Below are 18809 nucleotides of genomic sequence, written 5' to 3'. Positions count from 1 at the left end.
AGATTTTAAAGTGAAATGGGTGGCAGATTTTGAGTGTGATATACAAACCTTGATCTGAAAGATTAAAATCATTGGCAATACTAATGAATTAATTTTAAAAAATAAAATCGCTTTATGTTTAAGACCAACTTAATTTTGGAACCTCGACAATTCCTAAGTTTGCTTTCGTTTCTCTAGAGAGCTTATTTAAATTTGTATATATCCAATCTACAAACTGCTCGCCCTCCATAATATTAATTTGATTTTCTTCAGCATGAAGCTTAGATTCATCTGAAATATGACCAGTCGTTATTACCCACTTATATGCATTAGAAATTGCTTCAGCCTCATAGGCAATCAACTGATTAATAGCATGTTTACCGGTTTCACCGTTATGGTGCTTCACCTGAATTAAAATATCTTTTAAGAAAGGGTTATTTTCAGATGTTGCTTGAATATCCACATCAGCTATACCTTCGCCATTTTTCTTATCTAAAATATCTACTTGAGAATATCCTTCAATTTCTAATAGTTCTTTGACGAAATCCTCTAAACCTCTCCCCCCAGCTTTTAATCTTGTATTACCTTTACATATTGCATTTAATAAGTCCTTTTTAAATTCCTGTTCATAAAAATCTGCTTTTTCCAGAAAACTATTATTTATTTCAAAACTTCCATAGTTATTCAGATTTTGTATTAAATGCTCTATTTCTTCAGAGAATCGAGATAAATCTCCAATCGTAGTTCGAAGTTTTAATCTACTTTCTAAATTTTGTTTTAAAGCTGAACGTGGAATACGAATAATTTTATTATCTTTTCTAAAAAACTCTACGCGCACCTGATTGGCTCCATGCCCTCCAGTAAATGAAGGCTCAAAAAGTTTTTCACCTATTACCTTGGCTATAGCAATACTTCTCCCCAAAGGAACAATAACAATATCGTCTTTTCTTAAATTGAAGTAATTTTTAACTTGATTAGTCATTCGTCCAACAGAACCATTTTTATCAATTATTTCTTTTATTAAAGAATTTATATTGTCATGGCTTGCAAAATTTATTTGTTTCCAACCATAGCCAATTTTATTATCCTTTATTAAGGATTCTGGGCATCTTACCATTAAATATTTTTTCTACACAAAAATAAGGGCTGATTACTCAGCCCTTATTTTTAACTCAAAATACTTTAATTTTCAAAAAATTAAGCCAATTGAGCAGCAGCAATTTTCTTAGTGTCCACGTTTTTCGCAGCATCTGTATACTCGCTCATCTTGTCGAAGTTCAAGTATTGATAGATGTCAGCAGACATGCTGTCAATTTGAGCTGCATACTGTTGATATTCTTCTGGAGTTGGTAATTTACCAAGTACAGCAGCAACAGCAGCAAGTTCAGCAGAAGCCAGGTAAACGTTCGCACCTTGACCTAAACGGTTCGGGAAGTTACGGGTAGAAGTCGATACACAAGTGGTGTTCGGCGCTACACGTGCCTGGTTACCCATACACAGTGAACAACCTGGCATTTCTGTACGAGCGCCAGCTTTACCATAAGTGTTATAGAAACCTTCTTCCATCAACTGGTGTTCATCCATACGAGTTGGAGGAGCTAACCATAGACGAGTAGACAAAGAACCACCTGGTACTTTTTCTAGAAGTTTACCAGCTGCACGGAAGTGACCGATGTTTGTCATACAAGAACCGATGAATACTTCATCAATTTTGTCGCCTTGAACGTCAGAAAGAAGTTTTGCATCATCTGGATCGTTCGGGCAGCAAAGGATAGGTTCTTTGATGTCAGCAAGGTCGATTTCATACACTTTCGTGTATTCAGCATCAGCGTCAGCTTTAAGAAGTGATGGGTTCGCCAACCATTTTTCCATGTTCTCAACACGACGAGCCATAGTACGCGCATCGCCATAACCTTGAGAAATCATCCACTTCAGCATAGTGATGTTTGAGCGCAGGTATTCAGCAACTTTCTCTTCAGAAAGAGTGATAGAACAGCCCGCTGCTGAACGTTCAGCAGAAGCATCAGAAAGTTCGAATGCCTGCTCAACAGTCAGGTCAGTTTCCATTTCTGTTAGGTCGATCTCAAGGATACGGCCAGAGAAGATGTTCTTCTTACCTTTCTTCTCTACAGTCAGGTCACCTTCTTTAATTGCATAGTAAGGAATTGCATGTACCAGGTCACGTAGCGTGATACCAGGTTGCATTTTACCTTTGAATTTCACCAGTACAGATTCAGGCATATCTAGTGGCATAACACCAGTTGCAGCAGCAAACGCTACAAGACCAGAACCTGCCGGGAATGAAATACCGATTGGGAAACGAGTATGCGAGTCACCACCAGTACCTACTGTATCTGGAAGAAGCATACGGTTTAACCACGAGTGGATAATACCATCGCCTGGACGTAAAGATACACCACCACGATTCATGATGAAATCAGGAAGCGTGTGTTGCATTTGAACGTCAACTGGTTTCGGATATGCAGCTGTGTGACAGAAAGATTGCATTACCAGGTCAGCAGAGAAACCTAAGCAAGCCAAGTCTTTCAATTCATCACGAGTCATCGGACCTGTAGTATCTTGCGAACCAACAGTTGTCATACGTGGTTCACAGTAAGTACCTGGACGAACACCCTGACCTTCAGGAAGACCACAAGCGCGACCTACCATTTTTTGAGCTTGAGTGAAGCCTTTACCTGTATTCTCAGGCTGAACTGGAGTACGGAATAAAGTAGATGGAGCAAGACCTAACTCTTCACGTGCTTTAGTCGTTAAACCACGACCAATAATCAGGTTAATACGACCACCAGCACGTACTTCATCTAGAAGTACTGGAGTTTTCAGTTCAGCTTCAGCGATTTGTGCGCCATCTTTGAACGCTGTTACTTTTGCAGCAGCATGATCAATTTTCAGAGTGATTTCATCACCCATGTTCATGTTAGAAACATCGATCTCAACTGGTAATGCACCCGCATCTTCCATCGTGTTGAAGAAAATCGGAGCAATTTTACCACCTAAGCAGTAACCACCGTCTTTTTTGTTCGGGATATGAGCAATCTCGTCACCGAAGAACCAAAGAACCGAGTTCGTTGCAGATTTACGAGATGAACCTGTACCAACAACGTCACCCACGTAAGCAACTTGGTTGCCTTTCGCGATAAGTTCTTTAATTTGACTTAATGGACCAACTTCACCAGGTTTTTCAGGGTTGATGCCATCACGTTCGTTTTTCAGCATTGCATTTGCGTGCAATGGAATGTCTGGACGGCTCCAAGCATCTTGAGCTGGAGACAGGTCATCCGTGTTGGTTTCGCCAGTTACTTTGAAAACGGTTAGTTTAATTTCTTCAGGAACGTCTTTACGGCTAGTGAACCATTCAGCGTCAGCCCAAGATTGAAGAACTGCTTTCGCGTTTGCATTGCCCGCTTTTGCTTTGTCAGCAACGTCATGGAACGCATCAAATACTAGCAGCGTTTTTTTCAGCGCTTCAGCAGCAAGTTCACCTAGAGCAGCTTCATCTAAAAGTTCAACTAAAGGAGCAACGTTATAACCACCAAGCATAGTGCCCAGTAAGTAAACCGCACGTTCTTTAGAAACCAGTGGAGAAGTTGCTTCGCCTTTAGCCACAGCAGCTAAAAATGCAGCTTTAACATAAGCAGCTTGGTCAACACCCGCTGGAACACGGTTTTCAAGCAAATCAACTAAGAATGCTTCTTCGCCAGCTGGTGGATTTTTGAATAATTCAACTAATGCAGCAGTTTGAGTATCATCAAGTGGCTTCGGTGGGACTCCGAGTGCGGCACGTTCTGCAACGTGTTGGCGGTAAGCTTCTAGCACGGTGTTATTCCTCTTTTTTAAAAAATTATTTATGATTTCCTGCTTATATAAAGCTTCATAAATAATATGGACTCCAAAATTTTACTAAACTTCCAGTTAAAAGTTAATGCAAGTAAAGTGTTTCTTTGTGATGCTCGTTATTTTATAAATAAATGATGCCCATAATGATCATTCAATAATCAAGAGCCATCTGCTTGCATAAATTAACGACGGTTATGAACCCTTTTAACTGAATTTGATGCATAAAAAAGGCAACACTGATGTTGCCTGATTTATATAAAAAAAGATACTCCACCTTAGTGGACTGTGGTTGAATTTAAATATTGCTGGAATGAATCTCGACAGCCTTCAAACTTAAGAAACCATTGATCTTCATAGGTAGTGCTATGGTTGCTGCTGGCAAAGGAAATGTCCACCTGATACAACTGCTTATCCTGTTCTATAATTCTTTTAAAAACCACCCGGTCACCCACACTCAATACATAGTGACCACCACTAATTATTGCAAAACCATGTTCATCTTCTAACAGCAAATCACAGTGATGCAAATACTTAACGACTTTCATCTTATGTTGCTCCTGAAGTTCTGGAGTTAAATTTATTATTCAATATTCAGATAAGCTTTTCTATATTTTAGATTTAGCAATTGTCACAAATTATATATTTACTTAGGCTATTTAATAGCCATTAAAAACAGGTGGCTGAATTAAGGTTTTACAATTTTATGAGAGCAAACTGACTTCATCAGGAATAAAAAAACCGTTTCTTAGAACGGTTTATAATCTGGCATTTCATCATGCGGTGTAGCAATACACTTTTGCGTAAACTCAGCCCGCACTTTTTCACGTGCCGCAGCTACATCCTGATTAATTTCTTCTTTTGGAAGTGCATAAATTTCATCAATGATGCCCAGGATAAATGTCCGAGTTGTATCATCATCAATCTTGTTAGCATGTTCAATTGCCTTGTCTTTTTCAATCGCGTTCTGACGGTCCAGCATAATGGTACGCGCGGCATTCCCCACACTACGGCAGTAACCTTGCCATTGCTCTTCCGGGGTTAAAGGTTTCTTCTCGGCACAACCCACCAGCGCCACCATAAACGATAAGACCAATAATTTTTTCATGAACTTCTCCTTCCACAAGGCAATATAAAAGATCAGGCAGGATTTGTCATTTAAAATGCAAATCCTGTGCCTTAAGTAGAAGAGTCTAATCCGGTCTTTAACAGGCGAAGCTTCGGAAGAAATTAACCGCAAGTCGCCTGTAAAACTTTTTTGCTGGTTGCATCTACAGTTACAGTGATACGTGCGTCATTATAATCCATGGTAACGACATCCCCCGGATGAATGACCCTTACCAGCTGGGCTTGAGTTTTCTGCTTGATCTGTGCTTCGGTCAAATCTGCCTGTCCAACCAAGGCCATGGCCTGTTCAGGTACACATTTGGGCTGACTCATATTGTAATATTCCCATTCTTCAATGACCTGTTGATTCTTTAGATGACAGTAACCAACTTGCCCCTGCGCTTCGGTACGTAATTCCAGTTTTCCACCTTGGCTGACACAATATTGACTTGCCGGATTGACCATGCCTAATACGGGCTGGTAGTCATGATTCTGCGTAACGCTGGTACAGCCGGCGAGCAAAAGGGTGGCCAACATGCCAGATAAACCAGATAAGATTATTTTTTGCATATTCAGCCTTCTTCTGAAATTATTGACGCTTAATTTAGCATATTCACTTCACAGCTCCAGCGATGTGCTGAGTCTGCTCCTTATATTTATGTACAAGTTGTAGTTTTATCTTTATTAAATAACTTTTCTGATTTTTAAATAGGTCTTCTACTAAATGTTTTAATTCTTAGATCAGCATTAAAAAACCGCTTGATTTAAAAGCGGTTTTTTTTCAAGACAATTTACTTTTTAAACGGAAAAGCATATTTCACAATACGTTTGAGTACACTGCCATATTGTTTCACCAGACTGGCATTGTTGTAGTGCAAGCCATATTTTTTACATACCGCTTCCACTTTTGGCGCCATCTGACGATAACGGCGTGCAGGGATATCCGGATATAAGTGATGCTCAATCTGATGGCTTAAATGTCCAGTCAGGATATGAAAGGCTTCTGAACCTGTCAGATTAGAAGATCCACGTATCTGACGCATGTACCAGTGACCACGACTTTCATTTTGCATGACGGATTTCGGGAATACTTCTACATCTTTAGTAAAGTGACCACAGAAAATCACACTAAAAGTCCAGATATTACGAATGCCATTGGCCACCAGATTCCCCGTAAATACCGGCAGCGCCGCCGGACCAGCAATGACCGGAAAGAAAACATAATCCTTAAACAACTGCTTGCCAATTTTGCGCTGCATCGGGGCCCACTCTTCTTGCATTTTCTGCTTGGTTTTGCGGCCTTTCAAGTATTTACCCAGCTCAAGATTTTGAATTGCGACGCCCCACTGGAACAGCAAACAGAATGGCACGGCATAAATCGGTTGTAATAAAAAGCCCGGCTTCCAGCGCTGCTCAGGGAACAGGCGCAGCAGGCCATAACCGATATCATCATCCATCCCTTTGATATTGGTATAAGTATGGTGTTTAAAGTTATGCGTCTGACGCCAGTTATCAGAAGTACCGACAATATCCCACTCATAAGTTTGACCCTTCAGCTTAGGATCATTCATCCAGTCATACTGGCCATGCATAACATTATGACCCAATTCCATATTTTCCATGATTTTGGCAAAGCTTAATAGACCTGTCCCCAAAACCCAGGCTGGCGGAAACCAGCCTGCAAACAACAAGGCACGACCTGCAATTGAGGAATATCGAATTGCAGAATACACCTTGTGGATATACTTGGCATCTTTTTCGCCCAGATCATTCAGCACTTCCTGCTTGATTGCATCCAGCTCAGCTGCGAGCTCATCCAGCTCAAACTGGCTCAATTCACGGTTTTTAGGATTTTTAAAATATTCTACTTTGACTGGCATATTCATAAGATAAGACTCGCTTATAGGTCAATGACTAGATCGGTCTGTGCCGAGTTAACACAAATTTTCAAGGCATTACCGGGTTCGGTACTTTGTGCGCCATTGACCAGATTTTTGGTTGCACCTTCAACTTTATTACAGACACATTTATTGCAAATCCCCATACGGCAGCCATGTGCAGGTTTAATATTTTGATGTTCCAGACTTACCAGAATTGAATGGCCTTTAGGAATACTGACGGTCTTTTTTGACCGGGTCAGCGTGACATTCACAAAACCAGTATCAGACATATCGCCCAAACTCATACTAAAGGCTTCGCTTTTGAACAGTTTGACCGAACTAAACAGCGGTTCTGCGGTCGATACAAAGCCGGAAGGCCCACAGGCATATACCACGCTTTGCTCAAGGTTTTGTAACTGTGTCAGATAACTTGCATCTAAACGTGGCGCAGCCTGCTGTTCCTGAGTGGCAAATACCTGATAACTGAAGTTAGGATATTTACGTGCCAATGCTTCAAAGCGTGTAATAAAAGCAGCCTCCTGATTGTGCTTGACCCAATACCATAGAGTCACAGGCACGGAAAACTCAGTTTTCTGATCCAAGGCTTCCAGTATGCTGAGCATCGGTGTAATACCACTTCCTGCGGCCAGCAGAATCATCGGATGCGCTTGTTCAGGCAAGGTCATATCACCAAAAGGCTGACCAAACTCAATAATGTCGCCGACTTTGGCCTGTTCAGCCAACCAGCTACTCACCTTGCCGGCATTGACTTGCTTTACGGTAAGTAAAACATGCTGCTGATCTACACGTGTCAGGCTATAGCTGCGTTCATAGCGAATTCCTTTGATCACTACAAATACAGGGTGATGCTGGCCGGCTTCACCAAATTTGAATAAACGATTGACCCGAATTTTGAAACTCAGCATATCCCGTGCAGCAGTTTCTATATGCACAATTTTGCCTAAAGCCTGATTGAATGACCATAAAGGATTCAGTTTTTGCGCCCAGAAGTTGATCGCATGCTGGTCGATTACACTCTCGCCGAGCGTAGTTAAAGGCATTTTAAGTTTTTCGAGTACCTGCATCGTAAAGACACCACCGTGGATTTTCAATTATTATACATATGTATATATATTTGTATATACAGATGTATTGTTTCTAATTATTTCACAAGCCGATTCCCCTTGGTTATAATGTAATAATGCTTTAATTAACCCCTTCTCCTGAAAGAGCTTTCAATGAAAATGAGTAGTGACGCCTCCTTACAATCAAACAACATTGATGAGCCAATTGTGGTACGTAGTGTGGGCCGTAAAGCGACTATTACCAAAGAAGAACTTTTTCAGGCAGCCTTAAACCTGATTGGGCCAGAAAAGAGTATCTCGTCCTTAAGTTTGCGTGAAGTTGCACGTGAAGCTGGCATTGCACCAAACAGCTTTTATCGCCATTTTAAGGATATTGATGAACTGGCAATCGAGCTGATTGATCGCGCCGGGATTGTATTGCGTCAGATTTTGCATGAAGCACGCCTGCAGGCATCACGCCAGAGCAGCATCATTCGCAGCTCAGTAGAAGTATTTATTGCCCAGCTCGATGCAGATGAAGGCAATCTGAGCCTGTTATTACGTGAAGGCTATACCGGTTCCAAGTCTTATAAGGAGGCCGTAGAGCGTCAACTGAATTATTTCCAGCAGGAGTTGCAGGAAGATTTGATCCGCTTCGAGCGTCTGAATAATAAAAAATTATTTCATCCGGATATTGTGTCTAAGGCGATTACCCAATTGGTATTTAATATGGGGGCCAATGTAATTGATATGCCAGCTGCAGAACGTCAGGAAATCGCAGAACAAACGATGATTATGATTCGAATGATTCTGGAAGGTTCCCGTCATCTGGAACAATCCCAACTGAATTAACTGAAAGTTAAGTCAATACAACAAGAGACTCAGATCAAGCCTCTTGCTTTATGGTTTAAAGCAACTGCAGCTGGGCATTGACGTGATTTGCTGTTGCTTCAGGATGTTCAAGCGGAAACATATGACCGCCCTGCACCACCGAATATTCTATCTGGTAAAACTTCTGTATTCCTTGTGGTAGTCCTTGCTGATAAAACTGGCTATGTTCAGCAGTAATCAGATGTACGGGGACTTGCGGTGGTTTACGTGGCGTTCTCCACCACCAGGCCGGCACTGTCCGAAAAATTTCAGCTTCAATCTGTTTCGGGATACGCAACGTGACTCCACCCTGTGGATTGGCCACTATTCCACTTGCAATATAATCATCAAAACACTGCTCATCAAAATGCTTAAACAGGCGATTCATCCTGAGCGCTTCAGCCGCGGCCTGGCGCGATGGCCAGTAATCTTTACGCTTTAAGGTAATACCTGCCGGGGTAAAACGGTCAATACTTTTCAGATTCAGTTTTTTTACCAGCTCAAAAAGCGCACTTTTTTTTCCAATAACAAACGGCGGGTCCATAATCACCAGTCTGGAAAAAAGTTCTGGCCGGCGATATGCCGCCATGAGCGTAATTAAGCCGCCAAAAGAGTGCCCTAACCCCACCACTTTCTGGCACGGCGCCTGCTGCTGAATATCATCAATGACTTCATCCACCAGATAACGCCAGTCTTTGGTGATCGGGTAGTGTGGATTCATTCCAATCAACGGAATGGATTTGACCGTATATTCATCCTGAAAATGATCTAAAAACTTTCGATAACTCGCAGAGGGAATACCATTCGCATGGGTAAAATATAATACGGGTTTCATTTTTATCTTTGCTTATCTTCTGAGATATTGCCTCAGCTTAATCATTCAAACTTGAATGCTATAGGGCAGAAATCATCAATCTATGACTTTAAAGTCACAGGCCTTTGATAACAGGCACTTTATAACTGGACTCAGCATTATTTTTGTGCAACCACCAGACTTTGCATCGGTAGAAAAATTGCTCCACAGGTGGTTTTATCTCCAGCCAGGACCACTGCCCGGCCATGAACCTGAAACGACGGATCAGCAGCAATCGCCATGACGACAAGCTGGCATTTTGGACAATAATGTTTCATTGCATGTAAATGAACTGCAACGCCATTGACCAGAAAAGAAGCTTCTTCTTCAACGACCACCCCACCATGTGAAGTTTTGGCTCCGATGGTAATTAAGGCTTTAGACATATTATTTTTCTTTATAATTTTAAGGAAGTCAAAATTTTAACCAAAAATAGACCCATACACAAAATGGCCCGATTAAAGGTCTGGCTTGCTAAAAGTTTAAAAATAAAAGCAGCCCGAAGACTGCTTTTAAGAAATATCTTTTTGCTCAATGAGCGTTTATGGTTTTACTACCACCATTACCTGAATACCTTCAGGCGTCACCGATAATCCATCCAGCAGGCTTAAGCCTTCTTTTTGCAACTTCTGTAAACGGGCAATTTCATCTTCACGGATACTTGGGTTGAACTGCTTCAGATAAGTCAAACGGTCAATTTCATATTGCCATTTATTACCATACACTTCTTTGGCCTGCTGCTTGAAGTTTGGTAAATTCGCACGTGCCAGTTCAAGAGCTTGCTGGTAACGTGCCTCAATAATATCACGACGGGCTTTGACCACCTGACGGCAGCTATTACCATCTAGATGATGTAAATACGGTTTCAGGATTTCTGGGGCAATCTTCTGTGACAGATCCTGACCTTTTTCACTCAGCAAGACGCGAATCAATTGCTGTGGCAAGCTAGATGGCAGGTTCAGCGCTTTAGGTGCAATAACATCAACTTTAAACCAGACTTCCAGCAATACAGAACCTTGCGGTAAAGCGGCTGACTTTAACACAGCAACGTTGGTACTGCCAAAGCCTTGAGTATTGATCATTTCCATCACACTTTCGGTAAATGGATGCTCAAGGGTCAGGTACTGTGCATCTTCCCTGATTTGCGCCTGATCACGGTAGAACGTCGCCGTCATACCATCTTCGTCCAGCGTCAAACCTTGTACCTGCATCTGATCTGTGGGCTTGATAATTACGGTTCCATTGCTTTGCTCATCAAAATCAATATTGGTCGATGCCATAAAGCGTTTCATAAACACAGGCAGATTTGTGTTGTCATCATAGTCTTCGAGTGCCTTGACAATTTCCTGCGCCACAACAGGACGACAAGAATTATACTCAAGCAGTCGGTCACGGCCAGCCTGCAACTCGGCTTCCAGTGCTTCACGTTGTACGCTGACTTCTTCCAGCAGATCTTCAAATTCCTGGCCTTTGTCCGCCAGCAGGCAATCTTTTAATGCCACAATGAAGTTTTCTTGCAAAGTTTGCGCTGTAGGAGAAATATTACTAAAAATATTCAGGGCTTCGTTATACCAGCGGAACATCCGCTCTTGCGCTGTACCCACTAAATAAGGCACATGAATCTGAATACGGTTTTCCTGGCCGATCCGGTCCAGACGGCCAATACGCTGTTCCAGCACATCAGGATTCGCCGGCAAGTCAAACAGAATCAGATCAGAAGCAAACTGGAAGTTACGCCCTTCAGAACCAATTTCTGAACAGAGCAGAATCTGTGCACCATAAGAGTCTTCAGCAAAATAAGCCGCTGCCTGGTCACGTTCCAGCAGGCTCATCCCCTCATGGAACATCGCGGTACGGATACCGGCATGTAAGCGAAGTACATTTTCTAGCGCTTCTACCACCGGACCGCTGCGTGCAATCAGCAATACCTTCTTGTGTTTCAGATCGGTACGCAATTTTTCCATCAGCCACATGACACGTGGATCAGTCTCCATCCATGAGCCATCGAGCTGGGCTTCTTCCGGCCACATCTGTTCACGTAGCTTGCCATCTTTAGACCAGTTTTCTGGTGCTGGCAGTGGTACAGGCTGACAGTCACGGCCCGGGAAGCCCTGAATGGCTTCACGCGTGTTACGAAACAGAATACGACCTGTACCATGACGGTCCAGCAGTTCATGAATCGCACGGAAGCGTTGTTCTGCTGTATCTTCAATCGCATGACCTAACAAGTCTTCAATTGCAGTCAGATGTTCGGCTTCAAGTGGCATATCTGACATCAAGGCTTCAGCAATTTTAGCAGTATGCTGATATTGTTCTTCTTCATCCAGGAAACGGTCCAGTGAGCTAAAACGCTGCGGATCAAGTAAGCGCAGACGCGCAAAGTGACTTTCTACGCCCAGCTGTTCTGGTGTTGCGGTAAGCAGTAAAACGCCTGCTGTGTGCTCTGCCAGCTCTTCAACCAGGTCATAACGGTCATTACCGCCTTCTTCTTCGCTCCACATTAAATGGTGCGCTTCGTCGACCACCAGCAAATCGAAACCTGCTTCTAAAGCCTGTTCACGTAAATCTTCATGGTCAATCATCAAATCGACAGATGCAATGATGCGCTGCTCGGTCAGGAACGGGTTAAGATCCGGATCATGTTCCTTGATCGAAGCGGTACGGGTCAGATCAAACAGGGAGAATTCCAGATTGAAACGGCGGCGCATTTCAATCATCCACTGATATTGTAATGAATCTGGAACCAGAATCAGGATACGTTCAGAACGTCCTGTTTTAAGTTGCTGGTGCATGATCAGGCCGGCTTCAATGGTTTTACCCAAGCCAACTTCATCGGCCAGTAATACACGCGGCGCAAAACGCTGACCAACTTCATGGGCAATATACAGCTGATGGGGAATCAGACCAACACGTGAACCAATCAGGCCGCGTAAGGGGCTGCTTTGCATATTGGCTTGCATCAGCAAGGCTTCAATACGCAGGTCATACCATTCTTTATAATCAATCTGGCTGGCCAGCAAACGATCCAGCGGCTTGGATAGCTGAATACTTGCACCCACACGGGTTTCATTGAGGGCTTTACGCTCTTCGCTGCCATCTTCAAGCGTGCGTACTACGTGGTAACGGACCACGCCATGACGGTCTTCGACCGATTCCACGGTCCAGTAAATACCTTCCTGATCTTGCAGCTCGTCATTGGCATTAAAAATGATGCGGGACAAAGGTGCATTGCTACGTGCATAGACACGCGTTTCATCGCTTTTTGGGAATAAAATGCTGACCGATCGTTCATCAACATCAATGAGAACTCCTAAGCCGAGTTCTGTTTCAGTATCTGATAACCAACGTTGACCAATAGCAAATTGCTGCAATTTTTCCACCTTTATCTTAAGTACAAGATTATGAATATCAGGCTCCATCACGAAATGTCATTGGAGCAAAACTTCACACCTTCAAGCAATGTATTTTGACATAAAGCCCACTAAAAAGTGAGTATAATTCACGCCGATTAAAAAACTCACCCCTAGAATGGCGCCGGACAATAAAATTCAACCGGTTGTTGTGTGTGAGGATGAGAGAAACTTAAACGTTCGGCATGCAAACATAAGCGTACGCTCAGCTGTTGCTGCTCAGGTGTAGCATACAAGGTATCTCCAATAATAGGATGTCCAAGATACTGCATATGCACACGCAGCTGATGTGAGCGCCCCGTAATCGGAGTCAATTTTACACGAGTGACAGCTTGTCCCTGAATTTCAAAATGTTCAATGGCCTGCCAATGGGTGAGTGCAGGCTTATTATGATTTGGTTCTGCAATATGTAATGGCGGATGGTCCGGATCATAAATCACGGGAACATCCACCATTCCTTCGCCGTCCAGAGTTCCCGCCACAATTGCCTGATAGGTTTTATCCGTCTGGCGTTCCTGAAATTGGCGAGAAATAGATTTTTGCCCTTCCCGGCTCAAGGCAAACACTAAAATGCCGGAGGTGTCCCGATCCAGACGATGGATGAGCAAGGTTTTGGGCTCTATTTTCATGAGACGGCTAATGAGACAGTCTTGTAAATCTTCTGTCTTCCCTGGAACTGTAAGCAAACCAGCCGCTTTATGGATGACCATAAAATCCTTATCACGATGTATCAGATGTTCGGTTAGAAAATTACTCAAAGTTCAATCCCAGGCTGATCGCGAAAAATAAGGCGGCCATAATAGAAAGCTTGGCGAATAATTACAATGCGCTTTTATATAAATGCCGAAGAAATTTCCGATTATGTGGAGTAAATTACTCAATCACTCTCTAGCGGCGTACAGATTGCAGCACAAAACTTGCCAATTCATGCAAGGAAGCATGTTCAAGCACATCTTCATAACGCAGCTCTGCACCATGTGCGCGCCATACTCCCACCAGGCTGACCATTGCTACAGAGTCCAGTCCATACTGTTTTAAGTCGATATAAGGATCAATTTCCAGAGCATCCATATCCAGCTGTTCAGCCACAGCTAACATAATGCCTTTGATCGACAGTACATAGTTTGACGGCGCACTTAAACTCCATAAACGTGTCAGGCTATAACTGCTCATGTGATGTAAACCCTGCTGCGAGATATTTTCAATCCACTGGATATGCTGCTCCTGATTGGCCAGCAAAACTGCATCATCCACCACACAGATGTGCTCTGTCACGCTTTGCAGATGCGGTAAAATCTGTTTCAGCATCGGCGTCACCTGTCCTGCAAAAATCAGTTGGGGATGGGTTGAAGCATATTCACCGAGTTGTTGCATGCCCTGCATCAGGTCATCACCATATAAATCAACAATCGGAATATCCAGTGCTTTGGCTTTATTGCTAATCTGAATAAGATTTTTCATGAGTTCCATATCTTGGATTCCAGTCTGCATGCGCAGGTTATGTAATCCCACCAAGACCAAAACCGATTCATTGGCAGCAAGTTGCCATTTAGCTGGCGATGGAGTGAATTGGATTTTTTTAGGCATGGGATATAGCATGGGAAACTCTAAAGCGACATTTGCCGGATATTTTAGCGCAGATGAGTTAAATTGGGTTTAAATCGAAATAAGCCCATAAGAGCTGCAAGTTAAATAGGTATCAAAAAATCTGATAAACAAGCTATTATGATTCAATAAGTGATTAAAAATCATAAGGTAGTTTATATAGACAGGGTTGTCGGCATTTATTTACTTGGTTGTAAATATTGTGGGCAAGTGGAACATGGGATGGGTCTGAGTCTATCAAAGGATGGAAAATTATTTTTTCTTAAATGTAGAAGATAGTTGACATGAAGAATAGCTTAAAGCAATGGCTTTTATGTTAAATGAAGGATTTACTTTTCAACTTCCAAACCATGGTTTGCCAAATTTAGATATTCATATGGAGCATCTTCTGCTGGATAACGTAAATTATTCACACCATAAATTTGCGCAATATTCCAGATGATACTTTCACCAGCAGGCAATAAATTTGGCTGAATTTTATAAATAGCGTCTTGATAGGCGGTATCACTATCAATAAATTTCCAGCCTTCCCTCTTGAAGGAAGCAATTATGTCTTCTAGCCAAGCGGCATTAATAGCTCTTATATTCAGTAAAAGTACATGGTTTGGAGATCGTCCTAATGTTTGTATGGCTAAATCATCATAATATTTCGCTCGATCAAGTAAATGGACAATGTAAGCTTGTTTTAATTTAGCCAGGCTTGTTTGATCTTTTTCTTGATGATATTTCAGAAACAATTGATTGTAATACCAATCACTCGCATCGATGCTAACAGCGCCAGATTTATAGCTATGGCTACTCAGCCATTTACGCACATTATCCCTTTTTTCTAGAGTATTTCCCTCTTTAAGAAATGGAAAGCGGTAACGTGGTATAAATCCTGCTAATGAGGAAAACATTTCATGACCTTGTTGCATATCTTGTAAATAAGTAGATAAATTTACTTCATCTTTATTAAGATTTAGATGTAAATTTCCATGATTACCAATACGATGTCCTTGTTTGCCCCAATTAGAAATTATATTTAATCCGTTTGTTCCTCCAATTTTACTTATACTCGGATAAACGATTGCCTGGATTTTATTTTGTTTTAATGTACTTAAAATATCTTCATTGATGTGTTGAGCATCTGCATTAATTGATGGGTCTAAACCATCATCAAAACTCAAAGCTACGCTTTTTGCGATAGCTACATTAGATAAACCCAAGCAAAGACTTAGGATAATTTTTTTAAGCATCGAGTGACTCTATTATTTGAAATTACTGATAGTAAAATACAAGCTTAACATTTTATTTTATAGTAAAAATTCCCTAAAATTAATATAATACAGATTAGACGCAGCCCCAATCTTAGATTGGGGCTTTTTAATGTTCGGGTAACCACCTCTATATTAAATGCAGTGGATTTACTTAATCCGTTCACCATTTTCATCAATAATCATTTCACCATCCTCTTTGGTAAAAGCTCCCAATTGAGGCGCAGACAAAATATCTAAAACGAGTTCAGAGGGTCTACAAAGTTTTACACCGACCTCTGTCACCACAAATGGACGATTAATTAAAATTGGATACTCAAGCATAAAATGAATGAGCTGTTCATCTGTCCAGTGTTGCTGATCTAATTGAAGAGTTGCAAAAGGTTCTACATTTTTACGAATAGCTTCACGTACAGAAAGGCCTGATTTTTCAATTAGATTCATGAGTTCGTTCTTGCTTGGAGGGTTAAGAAGATACTCAATAATTTCAGGTTCTACGCCTGCATTTCGAATTAGCGCCAGTGTATTTCTGGATGTTCCACAAGCAGGGTTATGATAGATCTTAACTTTTGATGACATTGGATTTACTCAGGCATTCATAATATTGCATTTATATATGGATATACGTATATTCGCAATAGCATATATGTGAGTATCGATTATGGATCAAGCAGATTTCTTTAAGTGCCTATCTGACCCGACACGTCTAGATATTTTAAAAATTATTTTAGAAAGACAAAATGTATGTGTGTGTGAAATCACAGAGATATTACAACTGAGCCAACCTAAGATTTCTCGTCACTTGGCTTTACTTCGCAACCTCTCAATTTTGCTAGATGAGCGCAAAGGACAATGGGTGTACTACCGATTAAATCCCGATTTACCAGAATGGGTAAATGCAGTTCTCAATGTGTTAAGTAATGAAGTAGTGAATACAGCTGCGAGCAATCTATCTATCTCTATGCAATGCGAGTAATTCAATGTCCGCCTCAAAGCTCTCCTTCTTAGACCGAAACCTCACCCTATGGATTTTCATTGCCATGGCATTAGGCGTAGGTATTGGGGTATTTTTCCCTCAAACATCTGTAGTACTCGATCAATTAAGCATTAACTCAGTAAATATCCCTATCGCAATAGGGCTTATTTTGATGATGTATCCGCCACTTGCCAAGGTAGACTATGCGACCTTGCCTAAAGTCTTTGAAGATAAGCGTACCCTTGCATTATCTCTCATTCAAAACTGGCTCATAGCACCTTGCTTAATGTTTGGTTTGGCAATCATTTTTTTGCACGCCTATCCTGAATACATGACAGGTCTCATTCTGATTGGTTTAGCCCGATGTATTGCTATGGTCCTGGTGTGGAATGGCCTGGCATGTGGCGATAATCAGTATGTTGCAGCCTTAGTTGCATTTAACAGTATCTTCCAAATCTTGTTCTTTAGTACTTATGCCTGGTTATTCTTGACCTTCTTACCGCCCTTCTTTGGAGTAGAGGCACAAATCATTAATGTGAGCTTTTGGACGATTACCCATGCTGTTCTTGTTTATCTGGGCATCCCCTTCTTACTTGGCTTTTTAACCCGCTTGATCTTAGTCAAACAGAAAGGCTTAGATTGGTATCAAACCAGATTTATCCCAAAGATTAGCCCTATCAGCCTTATTGCGCTTTTATTTACGATTGTAGCCATGTTTAGCCTTAAAGGTGGTGAAGTGGTTAGCCTTCCTCTAGATGTGCTTAGAATTGCTATTCCTTTGACAATCTACTTTGTTGCGATGTTCTTCATCAGCTTCTTTATGAGTAAATGGATGGGTAACGACTATCCTAAAACCACTGCTATTTCCTTTACTGCGGCAGGCAACAATTTTGAATTAGCACTGGCTGTAGCCATTGCCACTTTTGGATTAGCCTCACCTGTAGCCTTCACAACCGTGATCGGACCACTTGTTGAAGTTCCTGTATTGATTGCCTTGGTGACAGTTTCGCTATGGCTTAGAAAAAAAGTGTTTAAAGAGGTATGAGTCGAATGAACTTACCAAATATTGATCTTAGTCTTTTAGAAAAACCAACTTTAGAAAAAGTTCAGGCACAGCACCTTGATCATCCACCAAGAATATTGCTCCTGTATGGCTCAAATCGTGAGAGATCATATAGCCGTTTAGCAGTTCAGGAAGCAGGTCGAATTTTGGAATACTTCGGTGCAGAAGTGAAAATCTTCCATCCAAAAGGGCTACCCCTCCCTGAAGATGGTGATATGCAACATCCAAAGGTAAAAGAATTGCATGAGCTTTTAGCATGGTCAGAGGGCATGGTTTGGTGCTCTCCTGAGCGTCATGGTTCAATGAGCTCAATTTTAAAAGCGCAAATTGACTGGATTCCATTAGCTGCAGGTGCAATACGTGCAACGCAAGGTAAAACTTTAGCGGTAATGCAAGTATGTGGTGGCTCACAGTCCTTTAATGCGGTAAATCAATTGCGGATTTTAGGACGCTGGATGCGTATGATCACCATCCCGAATCAGTCCTCAGTGCCTAAAGCATTTCTTGAGTTTGAAGAAGATGGCCGTATGAAACCTTCTTCTTATTACCGGAGGATCGTAGATGTGATGGAAGAACTTTATAAATTTACGCTTTTAACCCGGGGTCAGTCTGCGTATCTGACTGACCGTTATTCTGAACGTGTAGAAAGTGCGGAAGAACTTTCACAACGCGTAAATCAAAAAAATATTTAAGTTTTCCAACATTAAATAATACACATTATGCCAAGCTGAAAAATAGGAACTTAAAGTTCCTATTTTTATTTCAGCTCCCTGACCAAACCCAAAAATAGAATTACCACCGTAAGCGTCCGCTGAACCCCATGCCTATTTTTTAATTTGAGTTGGATTTCCAGCGATGTGGCAGTAATTCTTCTATTTGGGTCGCTTTATG

General features: G+C 41.7%; 18 protein-coding genes. 4 read left to right on the top strand and 14 right to left on the bottom strand.

Annotated elements, in window-relative coordinates; all coding sequences use genetic code 11:
* Positions 1–118 precede the first annotated feature (118 nt).
* The 7 genes from NI461_RS03220 to NI461_RS03190 form a co-directional block, all read right to left on the bottom strand.
* Positions 119–1096: a restriction endonuclease gene (locus tag NI461_RS03220; protein ID WP_174659642.1), complete on the bottom strand. Its 978-nt coding sequence runs from the start codon at positions 1094–1096 to the stop codon at positions 119–121.
* Between the two features lie 80 nt (positions 1097–1176).
* On the bottom strand, positions 1177–3816 hold the full coding sequence (locus NI461_RS03215; protein WP_174659641.1) for a bifunctional aconitate hydratase 2/2-methylisocitrate dehydratase: 2640 nt from the start codon (positions 3814–3816) through the stop codon (positions 1177–1179).
* A 296-nt stretch (positions 3817–4112) separates the two neighbouring features.
* Complete coding sequence (locus NI461_RS03210) at positions 4113–4382, bottom strand: hypothetical protein (RefSeq protein ID WP_174659640.1); 270 nt, start codon at positions 4380–4382, stop codon at positions 4113–4115.
* A 200-nt stretch (positions 4383–4582) separates the two neighbouring features.
* Positions 4583–4942 carry a hypothetical protein gene (locus tag NI461_RS03205; protein ID WP_151203240.1) on the bottom strand — a complete coding sequence of 120 codons (360 nt, stop codon included), beginning with the start codon at positions 4940–4942 and terminating at the stop codon, positions 4583–4585.
* Positions 4943–5064: 122 nt separating this feature from the next.
* A complete protein-coding gene (locus tag NI461_RS03200) occupies positions 5065–5511 on the bottom strand; it encodes an I78 family peptidase inhibitor (RefSeq protein ID WP_151206844.1) in 447 nt (148 codons plus the stop codon).
* A 221-nt stretch (positions 5512–5732) separates the two neighbouring features.
* Positions 5733–6827: an acyl-CoA desaturase gene (locus NI461_RS03195; RefSeq protein WP_151203242.1), complete on the bottom strand. Its 1095-nt coding sequence runs from the start codon at positions 6825–6827 to the stop codon at positions 5733–5735.
* Positions 6828–6841: 14 nt separating this feature from the next.
* Positions 6842–7906, bottom strand: coding sequence for an iron-sulfur cluster-binding domain-containing protein (locus tag NI461_RS03190; protein ID WP_174659639.1), 1065 nt, complete (start codon positions 7904–7906; stop codon positions 6842–6844).
* A 153-nt stretch (positions 7907–8059) separates the two neighbouring features.
* On the opposite strand from NI461_RS03190, the gene fabR reads away from it, so the two are divergent.
* Positions 8060–8737 carry an HTH-type transcriptional repressor FabR gene (gene fabR, locus NI461_RS03185; RefSeq protein WP_174659638.1) on the top strand — a complete coding sequence of 226 codons (678 nt, stop codon included), beginning with the start codon at positions 8060–8062 and terminating at the stop codon, positions 8735–8737.
* A gap of 55 nt (positions 8738–8792) precedes the next feature.
* On the opposite strand, the gene NI461_RS03180 is transcribed toward fabR, so the two are convergent.
* The 7 genes from NI461_RS03180 to arsC form a co-directional block, all read right to left on the bottom strand.
* Positions 8793–9590 carry an alpha/beta hydrolase gene (locus tag NI461_RS03180; protein ID WP_174659637.1) on the bottom strand — a complete coding sequence of 266 codons (798 nt, stop codon included), beginning with the start codon at positions 9588–9590 and terminating at the stop codon, positions 8793–8795.
* A gap of 137 nt (positions 9591–9727) precedes the next feature.
* Positions 9728–9994, bottom strand: coding sequence for a PAAR domain-containing protein (locus NI461_RS03175; protein WP_151206840.1), 267 nt, complete (start codon positions 9992–9994; stop codon positions 9728–9730).
* 156 nt (positions 9995–10150) lie between these two features.
* Complete coding sequence (gene rapA, locus NI461_RS03170) at positions 10151–12988, bottom strand: RNA polymerase-associated protein RapA (RefSeq protein ID WP_151206839.1); 2838 nt, start codon at positions 12986–12988, stop codon at positions 10151–10153.
* 143 nt (positions 12989–13131) lie between these two features.
* Positions 13132–13776, bottom strand: a complete 645-nt coding sequence (locus NI461_RS03165; protein WP_151203247.1) for an RluA family pseudouridine synthase — start codon at positions 13774–13776, stop codon at positions 13132–13134.
* A gap of 130 nt (positions 13777–13906) precedes the next feature.
* Positions 13907–14617: a phosphopantetheine-binding protein gene (locus NI461_RS03160; RefSeq protein ID WP_174659636.1), complete on the bottom strand. Its 711-nt coding sequence runs from the start codon at positions 14615–14617 to the stop codon at positions 13907–13909.
* A 335-nt stretch (positions 14618–14952) separates the two neighbouring features.
* Complete coding sequence (locus NI461_RS03155) at positions 14953–15861, bottom strand: polysaccharide deacetylase family protein (RefSeq protein WP_174659635.1); 909 nt, start codon at positions 15859–15861, stop codon at positions 14953–14955.
* A gap of 168 nt (positions 15862–16029) precedes the next feature.
* Positions 16030–16458, bottom strand: a complete 429-nt coding sequence (arsC, locus tag NI461_RS03150; RefSeq protein WP_151203250.1) for an arsenate reductase (glutaredoxin) — start codon at positions 16456–16458, stop codon at positions 16030–16032.
* A gap of 82 nt (positions 16459–16540) precedes the next feature.
* Between arsC and NI461_RS03145 the strand changes: the two genes are divergently transcribed.
* Genes NI461_RS03145 through arsH form a run of 3 tightly spaced genes read left to right on the top strand, consistent with a single transcriptional unit; the run spans position 16541 to position 18610 of the window.
* The gene (locus tag NI461_RS03145; RefSeq protein WP_151206834.1) at positions 16541–16855 is read left to right on the top strand and encodes a metalloregulator ArsR/SmtB family transcription factor; all 315 of its coding nucleotides are present in this window, start codon (positions 16541–16543) and stop codon (positions 16853–16855) included.
* 4 nt (positions 16856–16859) lie between these two features.
* Entirely contained in the window at positions 16860–17900 is a 1041-nt protein-coding gene (gene arsB / locus NI461_RS03140; protein ID WP_151206833.1) for an ACR3 family arsenite efflux transporter, read from the top strand.
* 5 nt (positions 17901–17905) lie between these two features.
* Complete coding sequence (gene arsH, locus NI461_RS03135; RefSeq protein WP_174659634.1) at positions 17906–18610, top strand: arsenical resistance protein ArsH; 705 nt, start codon at positions 17906–17908, stop codon at positions 18608–18610.
* The last annotated feature ends 199 nt before the right edge of the window (positions 18611–18809 follow it).

This window comes from Acinetobacter sp. S4400-12, from assembly GCF_024129495.1.
Taxonomy (GTDB): domain Bacteria; phylum Pseudomonadota; class Gammaproteobacteria; order Pseudomonadales; family Moraxellaceae; genus Acinetobacter; species Acinetobacter lwoffii_C.
The sequence above is the reverse complement of the archived record's forward strand: the minus strand, read 5'-3'. Positions and strand labels throughout refer to the sequence as shown.

Excerpts from the sequence above, each read along its gene's own strand:
- NI461_RS03220 (WP_174659642.1), bottom strand. The coding sequence starts at position 1,096 with ATGGTAAGATGCCCAGAATCCTTAATAAAGGATAATAAAATTGGCTAT.
- arsB (WP_151206833.1), top strand. The coding sequence starts at position 16,860 with ATGTCCGCCTCAAAGCTCTCCTTCTTAGACCGAAACCTCACCCTATGG.
- NI461_RS03160 (WP_174659636.1), bottom strand. The coding sequence starts at position 14,617 with ATGCTATATCCCATGCCTAAAAAAATCCAATTCACTCCATCGCCAGCT.
- fabR (WP_174659638.1), top strand. The coding sequence starts at position 8,060 with ATGAAAATGAGTAGTGACGCCTCCTTACAATCAAACAACATTGATGAG.
- NI461_RS03175 (WP_151206840.1), bottom strand. The coding sequence starts at position 9,994 with ATGTCTAAAGCCTTAATTACCATCGGAGCCAAAACTTCACATGGTGGG.
- NI461_RS03155 (WP_174659635.1), bottom strand. The coding sequence starts at position 15,861 with ATGCTTAAAAAAATTATCCTAAGTCTTTGCTTGGGTTTATCTAATGTA.
- NI461_RS03205 (WP_151203240.1), bottom strand. The coding sequence starts at position 4,942 with ATGAAAAAATTATTGGTCTTATCGTTTATGGTGGCGCTGGTGGGTTGT.
- NI461_RS03200 (WP_151206844.1), bottom strand. The coding sequence starts at position 5,511 with ATGCAAAAAATAATCTTATCTGGTTTATCTGGCATGTTGGCCACCCTT.
- NI461_RS03180 (WP_174659637.1), bottom strand. The coding sequence starts at position 9,590 with ATGAAACCCGTATTATATTTTACCCATGCGAATGGTATTCCCTCTGCG.
- NI461_RS03210 (WP_174659640.1), bottom strand. The coding sequence starts at position 4,382 with ATGAAAGTCGTTAAGTATTTGCATCACTGTGATTTGCTGTTAGAAGAT.
- arsC (WP_151203250.1), bottom strand. The coding sequence starts at position 16,458 with ATGTCATCAAAAGTTAAGATCTATCATAACCCTGCTTGTGGAACATCC.
- NI461_RS03145 (WP_151206834.1), top strand. The coding sequence starts at position 16,541 with ATGGATCAAGCAGATTTCTTTAAGTGCCTATCTGACCCGACACGTCTA.
- arsH (WP_174659634.1), top strand. The coding sequence starts at position 17,906 with ATGAACTTACCAAATATTGATCTTAGTCTTTTAGAAAAACCAACTTTA.
- NI461_RS03195 (WP_151203242.1), bottom strand. The coding sequence starts at position 6,827 with ATGAATATGCCAGTCAAAGTAGAATATTTTAAAAATCCTAAAAACCGT.
- NI461_RS03190 (WP_174659639.1), bottom strand. The coding sequence starts at position 7,906 with ATGCAGGTACTCGAAAAACTTAAAATGCCTTTAACTACGCTCGGCGAG.